Annotated in this window: 15 protein-coding genes; 13 read left to right on the plus strand and 2 right to left on the minus strand. The window is 65.1% G+C overall.

Going from position 1 to position 14607, the window contains the following annotated elements; genetic code table 11:
* The 12 genes from G3N99_RS21035 to cysM form a co-directional block, all read left to right on the plus strand.
* A partial coding sequence (locus G3N99_RS21035; RefSeq protein ID WP_206123374.1) for a prephenate dehydrogenase/arogenate dehydrogenase family protein occupies positions 1 to 712 on the plus strand: 712 nt, incomplete at its 5' end.
* Between the two features lie 13 nt (positions 713 to 725).
* Positions 726 to 2030 carry a 3-phosphoshikimate 1-carboxyvinyltransferase gene (gene aroA / locus G3N99_RS21040; protein ID WP_206123375.1) on the plus strand — a complete coding sequence of 435 codons (1305 nt, stop codon included), beginning with the start codon at positions 726 to 728 and terminating at the stop codon, positions 2028 to 2030.
* Between the two features lie 13 nt (positions 2031 to 2043).
* The gene (gene cmk / locus G3N99_RS21045; RefSeq protein WP_039343267.1) at positions 2044 to 2730 is read left to right on the plus strand and encodes a (d)CMP kinase; all 687 of its coding nucleotides are present in this window, start codon (positions 2044 to 2046) and stop codon (positions 2728 to 2730) included.
* Positions 2731 to 2855: 125 nt separating this feature from the next.
* Complete coding sequence (rpsA, locus tag G3N99_RS21050) at positions 2856 to 4586, plus strand: 30S ribosomal protein S1 (protein WP_011694214.1); 1731 nt, start codon at positions 2856 to 2858, stop codon at positions 4584 to 4586.
* A gap of 22 nt (positions 4587 to 4608) precedes the next feature.
* Positions 4609 to 4932, plus strand: coding sequence for an integration host factor subunit beta (locus tag G3N99_RS21055; protein WP_006486894.1), 324 nt, complete (start codon positions 4609 to 4611; stop codon positions 4930 to 4932).
* Between the two features lie 210 nt (positions 4933 to 5142).
* Positions 5143 to 5436 (plus strand): LapA family protein, encoded by a 294-nt coding sequence (locus G3N99_RS21060; RefSeq protein WP_021157458.1) that lies wholly within the window; start codon positions 5143 to 5145, stop codon positions 5434 to 5436.
* A gap of 53 nt (positions 5437 to 5489) precedes the next feature.
* The gene (gene lapB, locus G3N99_RS21065; RefSeq protein ID WP_206123376.1) at positions 5490 to 6662 is read left to right on the plus strand and encodes a lipopolysaccharide assembly protein LapB; all 1173 of its coding nucleotides are present in this window, start codon (positions 5490 to 5492) and stop codon (positions 6660 to 6662) included.
* Positions 6663 to 6752: 90 nt separating this feature from the next.
* Positions 6753 to 8153, plus strand: coding sequence for a UDP-glucose/GDP-mannose dehydrogenase family protein (locus tag G3N99_RS21070; RefSeq protein ID WP_174944691.1), 1401 nt, complete (start codon positions 6753 to 6755; stop codon positions 8151 to 8153).
* A 7-nt stretch (positions 8154 to 8160) separates the two neighbouring features.
* Positions 8161 to 9111: a D-glycero-beta-D-manno-heptose-7-phosphate kinase gene (gene rfaE1 / locus G3N99_RS21075; protein WP_011351339.1), complete on the plus strand. Its 951-nt coding sequence runs from the start codon at positions 8161 to 8163 to the stop codon at positions 9109 to 9111.
* Between the two features lie 63 nt (positions 9112 to 9174).
* Positions 9175 to 10167 (plus strand): ADP-glyceromanno-heptose 6-epimerase, encoded by a 993-nt coding sequence (gene rfaD / locus G3N99_RS21080; RefSeq protein WP_206123377.1) that lies wholly within the window; start codon positions 9175 to 9177, stop codon positions 10165 to 10167.
* A gap of 73 nt (positions 10168 to 10240) precedes the next feature.
* Positions 10241 to 10579 (plus strand): helix-hairpin-helix domain-containing protein, encoded by a 339-nt coding sequence (locus G3N99_RS21085; RefSeq protein ID WP_206123378.1) that lies wholly within the window; start codon positions 10241 to 10243, stop codon positions 10577 to 10579.
* Positions 10580 to 10791: 212 nt separating this feature from the next.
* The gene (cysM, locus tag G3N99_RS21090; RefSeq protein WP_011351342.1) at positions 10792 to 11694 is read left to right on the plus strand and encodes a cysteine synthase CysM; all 903 of its coding nucleotides are present in this window, start codon (positions 10792 to 10794) and stop codon (positions 11692 to 11694) included.
* Positions 11695 to 11772: 78 nt separating this feature from the next.
* Here the strand turns inward: cysM and mltB are convergent, their stop codons facing one another.
* Positions 11773 to 12990 carry a lytic murein transglycosylase B gene (gene mltB / locus G3N99_RS21095; RefSeq protein WP_241011769.1) on the minus strand — a complete coding sequence of 406 codons (1218 nt, stop codon included), beginning with the start codon at positions 12988 to 12990 and terminating at the stop codon, positions 11773 to 11775.
* Positions 12991 to 13159: 169 nt separating this feature from the next.
* Here mltB and G3N99_RS21100 point away from each other — a divergent pair, with 169 nt between their 5' ends.
* Complete coding sequence (locus tag G3N99_RS21100; RefSeq protein WP_011351344.1) at positions 13160 to 14083, plus strand: histone deacetylase family protein; 924 nt, start codon at positions 13160 to 13162, stop codon at positions 14081 to 14083.
* A 30-nt stretch (positions 14084 to 14113) separates the two neighbouring features.
* On the opposite strand, the gene G3N99_RS21105 is transcribed toward G3N99_RS21100, so the two are convergent.
* On the minus strand, positions 14114 to 14607 hold a 494-nt coding region (locus tag G3N99_RS21105), incomplete at its 5' end, for an alpha/beta hydrolase (protein WP_206123379.1).

Here is a 14607-nt window from a genome sequence, read left to right on the forward strand (position 1 = left end):
TGGCGCCGATCTCGTGCTGCTGGCGGCGCCCGTCGCGCAGACGGGTCCGTTGCTCGCGCGCATCGCGCCTTGGCTTGAAGCGGCGACGATCGTCACCGATGCGGGCAGCACCAAGTCCGATGTCGTCGCGGCCGCGCGCGAAGCGCTCGGTGAGCGGATCGCGCAGTTCGTGCCGGGGCATCCGATCGCCGGTCGCGAGTCGAGCGGCGTCGAGGCCGCGTTGCCGGATCTGTACGTCGGCCGCAACGTCGTGCTGTGCCCGCTGCCGGAGAACGCAGCCGAATCGGTCGCGCGGATCGACGCGATGTGGCGTGCGACCGGCGCCGACGTGCGCACGATGAGCACGGAGCAGCACGACCGCGTGTTTGCGTCGATCAGCCATCTGCCGCACGTGTTGTCGTTCGCGCTCGTCGAGCAGATCCTCGGCGAGGCCGACGCGGAACTCAAATTCTCGTACGCGGCGGGCGGCTTCCGCGATTTCACGCGCATCGCGGCGTCGAGCCCAGAGATGTGGCGCGACGTGTGCGTCGCGAACCGCGCGGCGTTGCTCGACGAACTCGACGGCTATACGCGCGTGCTCACGCGGCTTCGCGCGGCGATCGACACCGGCGACGGTGCGGCGCTCGAAGCGGTGTTCACGCGCTCGCGCGCTGCGCGCAAGGCATGGCAGGAGCGCGGCGGTGCGCCCGCTGTCGAACCGGTCAAGAAATAACAGGACGATTCCCATGGACTATCTCGATCTCGGCCCGTACTCCAGCGCATCGGGCACCGTGCGCCTGCCAGGCTCGAAGAGCATTTCGAACCGCGTGCTGCTGCTCGCGGCGCTTGCCGAAGGCGAAACGACGATCACCAACCTGCTCGACTCCGACGACACGCGCGTGATGCTCGACGCACTCGGCAAGCTCGGGGTGAAGCTCGCGCGCGACGGCGACACCTGTGTCGTCGCGGGCACGCGCGGCGCATTCACGGCGAAGACGGCCGACCTGTTCCTCGGCAATGCGGGCACGGCCGTGCGGCCGCTGACCGCTGCGCTCGCGGTGAATGGCGGCGACTATCGCGTGCACGGCGTGCCGCGCATGCACGAGCGGCCGATCGGCGATCTCGTCGACGGCCTGCGGCAGATCGGCGCCCAGATCGACTACGAACTGACCGAAGGCTACCCGCCGCTGCGGATCAAGCCCGCGAACATTTCCGTCGATGCGCCGATTCGCGTGCGCGGCGACGTGTCGAGCCAGTTCCTCACGGCACTGCTGATGACGCTGCCGCTCGTGAAGGCGAAGGACGGCAAGATCGTGGTCGAGGTTGACGGCGAGCTGATCTCGAAGCCGTACATCGACATCACGATCCGGTTGATGGAGCGCTTCGGCGTGACCGTCGAGCGCGACGGCTGGCAGCGTTTCGTCGTGCCGGCCGGCGTCGGCTACCGCTCGCCGGGGCGGATCATGGTCGAGGGCGATGCGTCGTCCGCATCGTACTTCCTCGCGGCCGGCGCGCTTGGCGGCGGGCCGCTGCGCGTCGAAGGCGTGGGGCGTGCGAGCATCCAGGGCGATGTCGGCTTCGCGAACGCGCTGATGCATATGGGCGCGAACGTGACGATGGGCGACGACTGGATCGACGTGCGCGGCATCGGCCACGACCACGGCAAGCTCGAGCCGATCGACATGGACTTCAACCTGATCCCCGATGCGGCAATGACCATCGCGGTCGCGGCGCTGTTCGCGAACGGCACGAGCACGCTGCGCAACATCGCGAGCTGGCGCGTGAAGGAAACCGACCGCATCGCCGCGATGGCGACCGAGTTGCGCAAGGTCGGCGCGATCATCGAGGAAGGCCCTGACTACCTCGTCGTCACGCCGCCGGAAAAGCTCACGCCGAACGCGGCGATCGACACGTACGACGATCACCGGATGGCGATGTGCTTCTCGCTCGTCAGCCTGGGCGGCGTGCCCGTGCGGATCAACGATCCGAAGTGCGTCGGCAAGACGTTCCCCGACTATTTCGACCGCTTCGCCGCGCTCGCCAAAGCCTGACCCCACTGTTCTGATGAAATCGACCCGACCCTTTCACCCGACTCCCGTCATCACGATCGACGGCCCGACTGCTTCCGGCAAGGGCACCGTCGCCGCGCTCGTTGCCGCGCATCTTGGCTTCCACCTGCTCGACAGCGGCGCGCTGTACCGCCTCGCCGCGCTTGCGAGCGTGCGCTACGGCATTGAGGCGGAGGACATCGACGCGCTGGTGAAGCTGATCGACGATCTCCACATCACGTTCCGCGAAGGCTGTGCGCAGCTCGACGGCGTCGATGTATCGAACGACATCCGCGCCGAAGCGGTCGGCAACCGCGCGTCGGCGATCGCCGTGCACGGGCCGGTGCGCACCGCGCTCGTCGCGCGCCAGCGCGCGTTCCGCAAGACGCCGGGCCTCGTTGCAGACGGGCGCGACATGGGCACCGTGATCTTCCCGGATGCCGTGCTGAAGGTGTTCCTGACGGCCAGCGCGGAGGCGCGCGCGACCAGACGGCATAAGCAATTGATGCAAAAAGGTTTTTCTGCTAATATAGATGACTTGCTCCGGGATCTTCGTGAACGTGACGCGCGCGACAGCAATCGCGCGGCCGCGCCGCTGAAGCCCGCGGCAGATGCCAAGCTGCTCGATACGTCGGCACTTTCGGTCGATGAAGCGGTCGACCAGGTGCTGCAGTGGTACCGGGCGCTCGGCCAGCCCGCCTGAAAAGGCGGGTAGCGGTAGGTGCTCCGCGCGTGTAAGTGCGGAGCGTGTTTCGAACCCTTAACCCCGTGTGGACCTCGATCTGGCCCTTTCAGCCTGCCATTCCGGCCGGCGTGGCACAGCGATCCATGCACAATCAGATTTTTATGTCCGACCTGCAAACCTCTACCCCGAATACTGAATCTTTCGCGGCTCTGTTCGAAGAGTCGCTGACCCGCCAAGACATGCGCGCCGGCGAAGTGATTTCCGCCGAAGTCGTGCGCGTCGACCACAACTTCGTGGTCGTCAATGCAGGCCTGAAGTCCGAGGCTTACATTCCGATCGAGGAATTCCTGAACGATCAGGGCGAGGTTGAGGTGCAGTCGGGCGATTTCGTGTCCGTCGCAATCGACGCACTCGAAAACGGCTACGGCGACACGATCCTGTCGCGCGACAAGGCGAAGCGCCTTGCATCGTGGCTGTCGCTGGAAAAGGCTCTCGACAACAACGAACTCGTCACCGGCACGATCACCGGCAAGGTGAAGGGCGGCATGACCGTGATGGTCAACGGCATCCGCGCGTTCCTGCCGGGTTCGCTGGTCGACACGCGTCCGGTCAAGGACACGACCCCGTACGAAGGCAAGACGCTCGAGTTCCGCGTGATCAAGCTCGATCGCAAGCGTAACAACGTCGTGCTGTCGCGTCGTGCAGTGATCGAAGCAACCCAAGGCGAAGAGCGCGCGAAGCTGCTCGAGACGCTGAAGGAAGGCGCGATCGTCAACGGCGTGGTCAAGAACATCACCGACTACGGCGCGTTCGTCGACCTCGGCGGCATCGACGGCCTGCTGCACATCACCGACATCGCATGGCGTCGTGTGCGTCACCCGAGCGAAGTCCTGTCGGTTGGCCAGGAAGTCACCGCGAAGATCCTCAAGTTCGACCAAGAGAAGAACCGCGTCTCGCTGGGCATCAAGCAACTGGGCGACGATCCGTGGGAAGGCATCTCGCGCCGTTACCCGTCGGGCACGCGCCTGTTCGGCAAGGTCACGAACATCACCGACTACGGCGCATTCGTCGAAGTGGAATCGGGCATCGAAGGCCTTGTCCACGTGTCGGAAATGGACTGGACCAACAAGAACGTTGCTCCGTCGAAGGTTGTCCAGCTGGGCGACGAAGTCGAAGTCATGGTCCTCGAGATCGACGAAGACCGTCGTCGTATCAGCCTCGGCATGAAGCAGTGCAAGCCGAATCCGTGGGATGACTTCAGCCGCAACTTCAAGAAGGGCGACAAGATCACGGGCGCAATCAAGTCGATCACCGACTTCGGCGTGTTCATCGGTCTGCCGGGCGGCATCGACGGCCTGGTCCACCTGTCGGACCTGTCGTGGAGCGAAGCTGGCGAAGAAGCGGTTCGCAAGTACAAGAAGGGCGACGAAGTCGAAGCAATCGTGCTCGGTATCGACGTCGAGAAGGAACGTATTTCGCTCGGCATCAAGCAGCTCGAAGGCGACCCGTTCAGCAACTACGTTGCAATGAACGACAAGGGCTCGATCGTCGACGGCGTCGTGAAGACGGTCGATGCGAAGGGTGCGGTCGTCACGCTGACGGGTGACATCGAAGGCTACCTGCGTGCGTCGGAAATCTCGCAGGATCGCGTCGAAGATGCACGCAACGTGCTGAAGGAAGGCGACAAGGTCAACGCGATGGTGATCAACATCGATCGCAAGTCGCGCGGCATCAACCTGTCGATTAAGGCAAAGGATTCGGCTGAACAACAGGAAGCGATCCGCGGCCTGCAGTCGGACTCCAGCGCTGCTGCGACCGGTACGACCAACCTCGGCGCGCTGCTGAAGGCGAAGCTCGACGGCCAGAACCAGTAAGCCTCACGAGGTCTGCTGAAGTATGACCAAATCCGAGTTGGTCGCGCAGCTAGCATCGCGATTTCCGCAACTTGTCCTCAAGGATGCGGATTTCGCGGTGAAAACGATGCTCGATGCGATGTCTGACGCCCTGGCGAAAGGGCATCGCATTGAAATTCGGGGTTTCGGCAGCTTTGGCCTCAACCGTCGCCCGGCGCGCGTCGGACGCAACCCGAAGTCAGGGGAGAAAGTGCAGGTGCCCGAGAAATTCGTGCCGCACTTCAAGCCTGGCAAGGAATTGCGCGAACGCGTCGACGGCCGCGCCGGTGAACCGCTGAAGGCTGACGATCCGGACGACGAGCGTTAAGCGTCATCCGATTTGCCCGGAACCCATCCGGCGAAGGCTGAAAAGAAAAGCGCCCCCTGCGGGCGCTTTTTTCATTTCCGGCGATCGTCGCGCAACGGGGTCACGCAGGATCTGCGCAGCCGCGGAAACGCATCCTTTACAATACGGGTCGATTCGGTGCGACGAAGGGGAGTCGCGCGCCGCGGCAAACCTCAACAAAGAGAGGGCTTCATGAAGTTTATCGTCTGGCTGATCCGGGTATTGGTGTTCGTGCTGCTGCTGGTGCTTGCGCTGGCCAATACGCAAACCGCGACGCTGAATTTCGTTGCCGGCTATTCATGGCAAGCGCCGCTGATCCTGATCGGCCTGGCGTTCTTCGCCGTTGGGCTGCTGGCCGGCCTGCTGTCCGCGTTGCCTTCGATCTTCCGCCTGCGCCTCGAGAACGGGCGCCTGAAGCGCGATCTGCGTGCGGCGCGCGAAACGCCGGCCGTCATCGACCAGCCGCCGATGCCGCCCGTCATTTAACACGGACGCCGCGCGATCATCGCGCGGTTTTCGTCTCTGCTTCGATATTTCGCATGGATCTGGATTTCTGGTGGTTGCTCGCGATTCCGGTCGCGTTCGCGCTTGGTTGGGCAGCGTCACGCTATGACCTGAAGAATCTCCTGTCGGAGAGTGCCAACCTGCCGCGATCGTATTTTCGCGGCCTGAATTTTCTGTTGAACGAACAACCCGACAAGGCGATCGACGCGTTCATCGAGGTCGCCAAGCTCGACCCCGAGACAGTCGAGTTGCACTTCGCGCTCGGCAATCTGTTTCGCCGCCGCGGCGAGACCGACCGCGCGATCCGCGTGCACCAGAACCTGCTGAGCCGCACGGACCTGCCGGTCAATGAGCGCGACCACGCGCTGTACGAGCTCGGCCAGGATTTCCTGAAAGCCGGCCTGCTCGATCGTGCCGAAGAGGCGTTTCACAAGCTCGCCGACGGCGATTACGCGCTCGGCGCGCAGCGGGCGCTGCTGACGATCTACGAGATCGAGAAGGACTGGAACAAGTCGATCGATACGGCGCAGCGCATCGAGTCGATGAGCGACAAGCCGCTCGGCGTCGAAATCGCCCAGTTCCACTGCGAACTCGCGCAGGATGCGCTGCAGCGCAAGAACGCGGCAGCGGCAGCCGAGCAGCTGCGCCTGGCGCTGACCGTGAACCCGCAGAACGTGCGCGCGACGGTGCTGTCCGGCGACGCGGCGGAAGCGGAGGGCAACCACGCGGCCGCGATCGAGCACTGGAAGCGCGTCGAAGCGCAGAATCCGGCATACCTGCCGCTCGTCGCCGACAAGCTGATGAAGGCGTATGTCGCGCTCGGCAAGAACGCCGAAGGCGCCGAGCTGCTGATGGGCTATATCGACCGCTATCCGTCGAATGACCTGCTCGACATCGCGTACCAGCACATCGCGGGGTTGCGTGGCCAGGATGCGGCGCACACGCTCGCGCGCACGCAGATGGAAAAGTCGCCGAACCTGTCGGGGATGCTGCATCTGCTCGATGCGCAAATCGCCGCGGCCGACGAACCGCGTCGTAAGGAACTTGAAATGATGCGTGCGCTGATCAAGCAGCGTACGAAGAATCTGCCACGGTATACGTGCCAGAATTGCGGTTTCCGGGCACGGCTCTTCTATTGGCAGTGCCCCGGATGCAGCGGCTGGGAAACCTATGCGCCGCGCCGCGTCGAACCTGCGATGCCGGGTTGATCCCGGCACGCGGAGCCGACGCGCTGCGGTTGCCGCCGGGCTCGTCCCGGCGGCCAAGTTAGTCAATTACCGGGAAGTACCGGAACATCTATGAAAATCACCATCATCGGCACCGGCTATGTCGGTCTCGTCACGGGCGCCTGCCTCGCAGAGATCGGTCACGACGTCTTCTGTCTCGACGTCGATCCGCGCAAGATCGACATCCTGAACAACGGCGGGATGCCGATTCATGAACCGGGGCTGCTGGACATCATCGCGCGCAACCGCGCGGCCGGGCGCCTGCGCTTCTCGACCGACATCGAGGCGAGCGTCGCGCACGGCGAGATCCAGTTCATCGCCGTCGGCACGCCGCCCGACGAGGACGGCTCGGCCGACCTGCAGTACGTGCTCGAAGCCGCGCGCAACATCGGCCGCTACATGACGGGCTTCAAGGTGATCGTCGACAAGTCGACGGTGCCGGTCGGCACCGCGCAGCGCGTGCGCGGCGTGGTCGACGAGGCGCTCGCCGCTCGCGGTCTGGCAGGCAGCGTCGCGCATCGCTTCTCGGTCGTGTCGAACCCGGAGTTCCTGAAGGAAGGCGCCGCGGTCGAAGACTTCATGCGTCCGGACCGGATCATCATCGGCGTCGACGACGACGAGACGGGCACGATCGCACGCGAGAAGATGAAAAAGCTTTACGCGCCGTTCAACCGCAACCACGAGCGCACGATTTACATGGACGTTCGTTCGGCCGAGTTCGCGAAATATGCGGCGAACGCGATGCTCGCAACGCGCATCTCGTTCATGAACGAGATGTCGAATCTCGCCGACAAGGTCGGCGCGGACATCGAGGCCGTGCGCCGCGGGATCGGCTCCGATCCGCGCATCGGCTATCACTTCCTGTACGCCGGCGTCGGCTACGGCGGCTCGTGCTTCCCGAAGGACGTCCAGGCGCTGATTCGCACCGCCGGCGAGAACGGCCAGCCGCTGCGCATCCTGGAAGCCGTCGAGGCGGCCAACCATGCGCAGAAGGACGTGCTGATCGGAAAGATCGAGCAGCGTTTCGGCGCCGACCTGACCGGCCGCGAGTTCGCGGTCTGGGGCCTGGCGTTCAAGCCGAACACCGACGACATGCGCGAGGCGCCGAGCCGCCGCCTGATCGCCGCGCTGCTCGAACGCGGCGCGACCGTACGTGCGTACGATCCGGTCGCGGTCGACGAGGCACAGCGCGTGTTCGCGCTCGATTTCGGCAACGATCCGGACGCGCTGGCGCGGCTGCATCTCGTCGAGTCGCAGGACATCGCCGTGACGGGCGCGGACGCGCTCGTGATCGTGACCGAATGGAAGGAATTCCGGAGCCCCGACTTCACGCGCCTGAAGGCCGAACTGAAGGCGCCGGTGATCTTCGACGGTCGCAACCTCTATGAGCCGGATGCGATGGCCGAACTGGGCATCGACTACTACGCGATCGGCCGGCCGTATGTCGATCCCCAGTCGTCCACCCGTGGCTGACCACACGATGAATACTCTCCGCGAAGTCGTTCCGGTGCCGCGCGAGCAGCTCGCGCGCTCGCGCGTGCTTGTCGTCGGCGACGTGATGCTCGACCGCTACTGGTTTGGCAACGTCGATCGCATTTCGCCTGAAGCGCCGGTGCCGGTCGTGCACGTGCAGCGTCAGGAAGAACGTCTCGGCGGGGCAGCCAACGTCGCGCGCAACGCCGTGACGCTCGGCGGCCAGGCCGGGTTGCTGTGCGTCGTCGGTTGCGACGAACCCGGCGAGCGGATCGTCGAGCTGCTCGGCAGCAGCGGCGTGACGCCGCATCTCGAGCGCGACCCGGCGCTGCCGACCACGATCAAGCTGCGCGTGCTCGCGCGCCAGCAGCAACTGCTGCGCGTCGACTTCGAAGCCATGCCGACGCACGAGGTGCTGCTCGCGGGGCTCGCGCGCTTCGATGCGCTGCTGCCGCAGCACGACGTCGTGCTGATGTCGGATTACGCGAAAGGCGGCCTGACGCACGTCACGACGATGATCGAGAAGGCGCGTGCGGCCGGCAAGTCCGTCCTCGTCGACCCGAAGGGCGACGACTGGGCACGCTATCGCGGCGCGTCCCTGATCACGCCGAATCGCGCGGAACTGCGCGAAGTGGTCGGGCAGTGGAAGTCGGAAGACGATCTGCGCGCGCGCGTCGCGAAACTGCGCGCGGAACTCGGCATCGACGCGCTGCTGCTCACGCGTTCGGAAGAAGGGATGACGCTGTTTTCCGCCACCGGCGAATTGCACGCACCGGCGCTTGCGCGCGAGGTGTTCGACGTGTCGGGCGCGGGCGATACCGTGATCGCGACGGTCGCGACGATGCTCGGCGCGGGTGTGCCGCTCGTCGACGCCGTCGTGCTCGCGAATCGCGCGGCAGGCATCGTGGTCGGCAAGCTCGGCACGGCCACGGTGGACTACGACGAACTGTTTCACTGAGCGCATGCGGTGGCGCGACGAGCGCGCCGCACGCATGGCTCGCACTTTTCAGGCAGGACGATCATGACCCTCATCGTCACCGGCGCAGCCGGTTTTATCGGCGCGAACATCGTCAAGGCGCTCAACGAGCGCGGCGAGACGCGCATCATCGCGGTCGACAACCTGACGCGCGCGGACAAGTTCCGGAATCTCGTCGATTGCGAGATCGACGACTATCTGGACAAGACGGAATTCGTCGAACGCTTCGCACGCGGCGATTTCGGCAAGGTACGCGCGGTGTTCCACGAAGGCGCCTGTTCGGACACGATGGAAACCGACGGCCGCTACATGATGGACAACAACTTCCGCTACAGCCGTGCGGTGCTCGACACCTGCCTCGCGCAGGGCACGCAGTTCCTGTACGCGTCGTCGGCGGCGATCTACGGCGGCTCGACGCGTTTCATCGAAGAGCGTGACGTCGAGGCGCCGCTGAATGTCTACGGCTATTCGAAGTTCCTGTTCGACCAGGTGATCCGTCGCGTGCTGCCGACCGCGAAGAGCCAGATCGCCGGCTTCCGCTATTTCAACGTGTACGGCCCGCGCGAGACGCACAAGGGGCGCATGGCGTCGGTCGCGTTCCACAACTTCAACCAGTTCCGCGCGGAAGGCAAGGTGAAGCTGTTCGGCGAGTACAACGGCTATGCACCGGGCGAGCAGACGCGTGACTTCGTGTCGGTCGAGGACGTGACGAAGGTGAACCTGTTCTTCTTCGATCATCCGGAGAAGTCGGGGATCTTCAACCTCGGCACGGGCCGTGCACAGCCGTTCAACGATATCGCGTCGTCGGTCGTGAATACGCTGCGTGCGCTCGACAACCAGCCGCCGCTGACGCTCGCGCAGCAGGTCGAGCAGGGGCTGATCGAATACGTGCCGTTCCCCGATGCGTTGCGCGGAAAGTACCAGTGCTTCACGCAGGCCGACCAGACGAAGCTGCGCGCGGCCGGCTACGACGCACCGTTCCTGACCGTGCAGGAAGGCGTCGATCGCTACGTGCGTTGGCTATCCGGCCAGGTTTAAGCGGAAGCGTTGCATCGATAGACTGGGTCTCACGGTCGGCAGCCGCCGGCCGTATTCATCGGAGATCCAGCACATGATCAGGAAATGGTTGGCCGCAGCGGCAATGCTCGGCACGATCGCGTCGGCCTGGGCGGCCGTCGACGTCAACACCGCGAACGAGGACGCGCTCATCGGCATCAAGGGCATCGGCCCGGCACGAGCGAAGGCGATTCTCGACGAGCGCGGCGCACGCGGTCCGTTCAGGAATGCGGACGATCTCGCATCACGCGTGAAAGGCATGGGCGGTCATACCGTCGAGCGGCTTCAGCAGGAAGGGCTGACGATCGGCGCGGCCGGCACGAGTGCCGCGCTGCCGGCCGTGGGCAAGCCGGCTAAGCCTGCGACGCCACCCGCCCGCACCGCACAGAAGTAACGCGCCGCGCACGGCCGACAACGAGCTCCTTCAGTCGCCGTCGTTGCGACGGCTTCCCGCGGCATGCCGCGGGTTTTTTGCGTGGGCACGGCGTAGGGCGGCCACGCATTGCACGGCACGCGTATTCCATCGTCGCAATGGGGTTGCCGGCGCGAGCCGCGGTGCTGGTTTACAATCGATTGATTGATCGGCCTCGTACTCACGGTATATCCATGGCTTACAAAACTATCGAAGACACGATCGGCAATACGCCGCTCGTCCAACTGGTCCGCTTGCCGGACGACGAAATCCGCGCGCGCAACAACGTGGTGCTCGCGAAGCTCGAAGGCAACAATCCGGCCGGTTCCGTGAAGGATCGTCCGGCACTGTCGATGATCAGCAAGGCCGAGGCGCGCGGGCGCATCAAGCCGGGCGATACGCTGATCGAGGCGACCAGCGGCAACACGGGTATCGCACTCGCGATGGCCGCGGCGATCCGCGGCTACAAGATGGTGCTGATCATGCCGGAGGACCTGTCGGTCGAGCGCCGCCAGAGCATGGCCGCCTACGGTGCCGAAATCATCCTGACGCCGGTGAAGGGCGGGATGGAGCTGGCACGCGATCTCGCGGACCAGATGCAGCGCGAAGGCAAGGGCGTGATCCTCGACCAGTTCGCGAACCCCGACAATCCGATTGCGCACTACGAAGCGACGGGCCCGGAAATCTGGCGCGATACCGAAGGGCGCATCACGCACTTCGTGTCGGCCATGGGCACGACGGGTACGATCATGGGCACGTCGCACTATCTGAAGGAACAGAATCCGGCGATCGAGATCGTCGGCGCGCAGCCGGAAGACGGTTCGCGTATTCCGGGCATCCGCAAGTGGCCGGAAGCGTACATGCCGACCATCTTCGATCGCAGCCGCGTCGACCGCGTCGAGAACGTGAGCCAGGCCGCGGCGGAAACGATGGCGCGCCGGCTCGCGTCGGTCGAAGGCATCTTCGCGGGCATTTCGTCGGGCGGTGCATGCGAAGTCGCGATGCGCATCGCGCGTCAGGTCGAGAATGCGACGATCGTGTTCATCGTCTGCGATCGCGGCGACCGCTACCTGTCCACGGGCGTGTTTCCTGCCTGAACGCGGGCAGGCGCGCGTCGTGCGCATGCAATAAAAAAGCGCCGCATTTGCGGCGCTTTTTCTTTGGGTGGTCGATGCTTATTGCGACTCGGTGTCGGCGGTGGCCGGCTGAAGCGCGCCGCTCGCTTCCATCTGTGCCTTCACGGCCTCGCCAAGCTGGTACACGGTGAGCGCGTAGAAGAAGCTGCGGTTGTAACGCGTCAGCACGTAGAAATTCTTGAGACCGAGCATGTACTCGGTCGCACGCCCCGGCGACGGCAGGTCGACCACGGTCACGGGCGTACCGGCTTCGGTGGTGATGTTGACCGCCGGCTCGTTCAGCGTCATGCCCGCGCGCAGCAGTTGCGACAGCGCCCAGTGCGGTTCGGGCTGGCCGTCGGCGGCGGCCTGGGCGATCCCCAGGCTGCCCGTATCGGGCGTGATCTGCCAGACCACCGGGCGGTCGGTTTCCCAGCCGTGCTGCTTCAGGTAGTTCGCCACGCTGCCGATCGCATCGACTGGACTGCTGCGCAGGTCGACATGGCCCGTGCCGTCGAAGTCGACCGCGTATTCGCGGATGCTGCTCGGCAGGAACTGAGGGATCCCGATTGCGCCCGTATACGAGCCGAGCACGGTGGTCGGGTCGAGCTGGTTGTCGCGCGTCCAGACCAGGAAGTCCTCGAGGTTCTTGCGGAAGGTCGCCTGGCGGCTGTCGCGATTCGGCGTGTCCGGATAGTCGAACGTGAGCGTCGTCAGCGCGTCGAGCACGCGGAAATTGCCCATGTAGCGGCCGTAAATCGTCTCGACGCCGATGATGCCGACGATCACTTCGGGCGGCACGCCGAACTGTTCGGATGCGCGCTGCAGCGTTGCCTGGTTCGCCTTCCAGAATTTCACGCCCGCGTTGATGCGGATCGGCTCGATGAAGCGCGAGCGATAGACGCGCCAGTTCTTGACCGTCGGCGACGCGGCCGGCTTCACGAGCTTGACGGCCGTCGCCGAATAGCTGATGCGCGAGAACAGCGCATGCAGGCTGGTGGAGTCGAAGCCGTTGCGGCTCACCATGTCGTCGATGAATGCGTCGACCTTCGCGTTGTTCGCGTAACGCTGCGGAACAATTTCCTCTTCGAAGGTCTGGCCTTGCGGCGTCGGCTGCTGCGGCTGGGCCTGTGCGACGAGCTTGCCCGCGGACTTCGCGGGTTGCGTCTGCGCGCCGGCAGGCGCGGTGCCGAAGGCCGCGACCATCGCGGTCGCAACGAGCGACACGCGAACACGGAACAGCGCGGAGAGAAGGGCGGCAGGCTTGCTGGAATTCATGTCGAAGCGGGCGGACGAGGCGATTGGGTACGGCGCAGTATACCCGACGGATCCGGCGTGCCGGGGCGTGGCAGGCCCCCGTTGTGGTAAGTTAGCGGCGAATTCGCGGCAGACGATGGACATCATTGATGGAGACCTGCGGCGCACCGTGCGCCGTGGATGACAGCTTATGGCAACCGCTTTCTATACGCACCCCGACTGCATGCTGCACGAGATGGGGGAATGGCATCCGGAATGCCCGGCTCGCCTGTCGGCGATCCAGGATCAACTGATCGCAAGCCGCATCGACGACCTGATCGTGCACGAAACCGCGCCGTTCGCGAGCGAGGTGGCGCTGGGTCGCGTGCATACGCAGGCGCACATCGACTACATCCGGAGCATGACGCCGGTCGACGGCTACGTCGAGATCGATCCCGATACGCTGATGAACCGCGATACGTGGCGCGCGGCGCTGCGCGCGGCCGGTGCCGCGATCGCGGCGACCGACGCGGTGATCGAAGGCCGCTATGCGAACGCATTCTGCGGCGTGCGCCCGCCCGGTCACCATGCGGAGCCTGCGCGTGCGATGGGTTTCTGCTTCTTCAACAACGTCGCGATCGCCGCGCGGCATGCGCTCGACGTACACGGTCTCGAGCGAGTCGCGATCATCGACTTCGACGTGCATCACGGCAACGGCACCGAGGCCGCATTCGCGAACGACGAACGCGTGCTGATGTGCAGTTTCTTCCAGCATCCGCTGTACCCGTTTTCGGGCGTCGATCACCAGGCGCCGAACATGGTCAACCTGCCGATGCCCGCACGCAGCAACGGGATGGCGATCCGCGAAGCCGTCGACATGTTCTGGCTGCCGCGGCTCGATGCATTCAAGCCGCAGATGCTGTTCGTGTCGGCGGGTTTCGATGCGCATCGCGAGGACGACATCGGCAACCTCGGCCTCGTCGAAGCCGACTTCGAATGGCTGACCGCGCAGATCGTCGACGTGGCGCGCCGGCATGCGCAGGGCCGCATCGTGAGCTGCCTCGAAGGCGGCTACAACCTGTCCGCGCTCGGGCGCAGCGTCGTCGCACACCTGCGCGTGCTGGCCGGCATCTGATTAGCGATTGACCGGCCGGGCCGGGCGCGCTCAGCGCGCTGGCGCGCGTGCGTGAATCCACGCGATCAGCGCGTCGATCACGCGGTCGCGTTCGAGATCATTCATCGTTTCGTGAAAACCGCCTTCGTACAGCGTCAGCGTGCGATCGGGCGAGCCGACGCGCGCGCCGAACGCCCGGCTGCCGTCGGGCTCGGTCAGTTTGTCCTCGGTGCCGTGATAGACGAGCACCGGAACGCGCAGCCCACCGCGGCCGCTTTCGATGCGAGCCATCGCGTCGAGAATCTCCGCACCGGTGCGTGCGGGCACCGCGCCGTGATGCACGAGCGGATCGGCGCGATTGGCCGCGACGATGGCCGGATCGCGCGACAGCAGCGCCGCATCGATCTTGATCGCGGGGAAGGTCGGCCACACGCGGCTGATGACGCGGCTCACCGCGAGCATCCAGCGCGGCACGTCGCGCCCTGGCGCGAGCGCCGGGCTCGACAGCACGAGGCCCGTCAGCGTGTGGCCGCGTGTCGGCGCGC

Origin of the sequence: Burkholderia sp. Ac-20392 (assembly GCF_017104585.1) — a bacterium.
GTDB lineage: Bacteria > Pseudomonadota > Gammaproteobacteria > Burkholderiales > Burkholderiaceae > Burkholderia > Burkholderia lata.

Bases quoted from the DNA above. Each gene is read 5' to 3' on its own strand.
- rfaD (WP_206123377.1), top strand. From the start codon at position 9,175: ATGACCCTCATCGTCACCGGCGCAGCCGGTTTTATCGGCGCGAACATC.
- G3N99_RS21085 (WP_206123378.1), top strand. From the start codon at position 10,241: ATGATCAGGAAATGGTTGGCCGCAGCGGCAATGCTCGGCACGATCGCG.
- lapB (WP_206123376.1), top strand. From the start codon at position 5,490: ATGGATCTGGATTTCTGGTGGTTGCTCGCGATTCCGGTCGCGTTCGCG.
- aroA (WP_206123375.1), top strand. From the start codon at position 726: ATGGACTATCTCGATCTCGGCCCGTACTCCAGCGCATCGGGCACCGTG.
- cmk (WP_039343267.1), top strand. From the start codon at position 2,044: ATGAAATCGACCCGACCCTTTCACCCGACTCCCGTCATCACGATCGAC.
- G3N99_RS21070 (WP_174944691.1), top strand. From the start codon at position 6,753: ATGAAAATCACCATCATCGGCACCGGCTATGTCGGTCTCGTCACGGGC.
- rfaE1 (WP_011351339.1), top strand. From the start codon at position 8,161: ATGAATACTCTCCGCGAAGTCGTTCCGGTGCCGCGCGAGCAGCTCGCG.
- G3N99_RS21060 (WP_021157458.1), top strand. From the start codon at position 5,143: ATGAAGTTTATCGTCTGGCTGATCCGGGTATTGGTGTTCGTGCTGCTG.
- rpsA (WP_011694214.1), top strand. From the start codon at position 2,856: ATGCACAATCAGATTTTTATGTCCGACCTGCAAACCTCTACCCCGAAT.
- G3N99_RS21100 (WP_011351344.1), top strand. From the start codon at position 13,160: ATGGCAACCGCTTTCTATACGCACCCCGACTGCATGCTGCACGAGATG.
- G3N99_RS21055 (WP_006486894.1), top strand. From the start codon at position 4,609: ATGACCAAATCCGAGTTGGTCGCGCAGCTAGCATCGCGATTTCCGCAA.
- mltB (WP_241011769.1), bottom strand. From the start codon at position 12,990: ATGAATTCCAGCAAGCCTGCCGCCCTTCTCTCCGCGCTGTTCCGTGTT.
- cysM (WP_011351342.1), top strand. From the start codon at position 10,792: ATGGCTTACAAAACTATCGAAGACACGATCGGCAATACGCCGCTCGTC.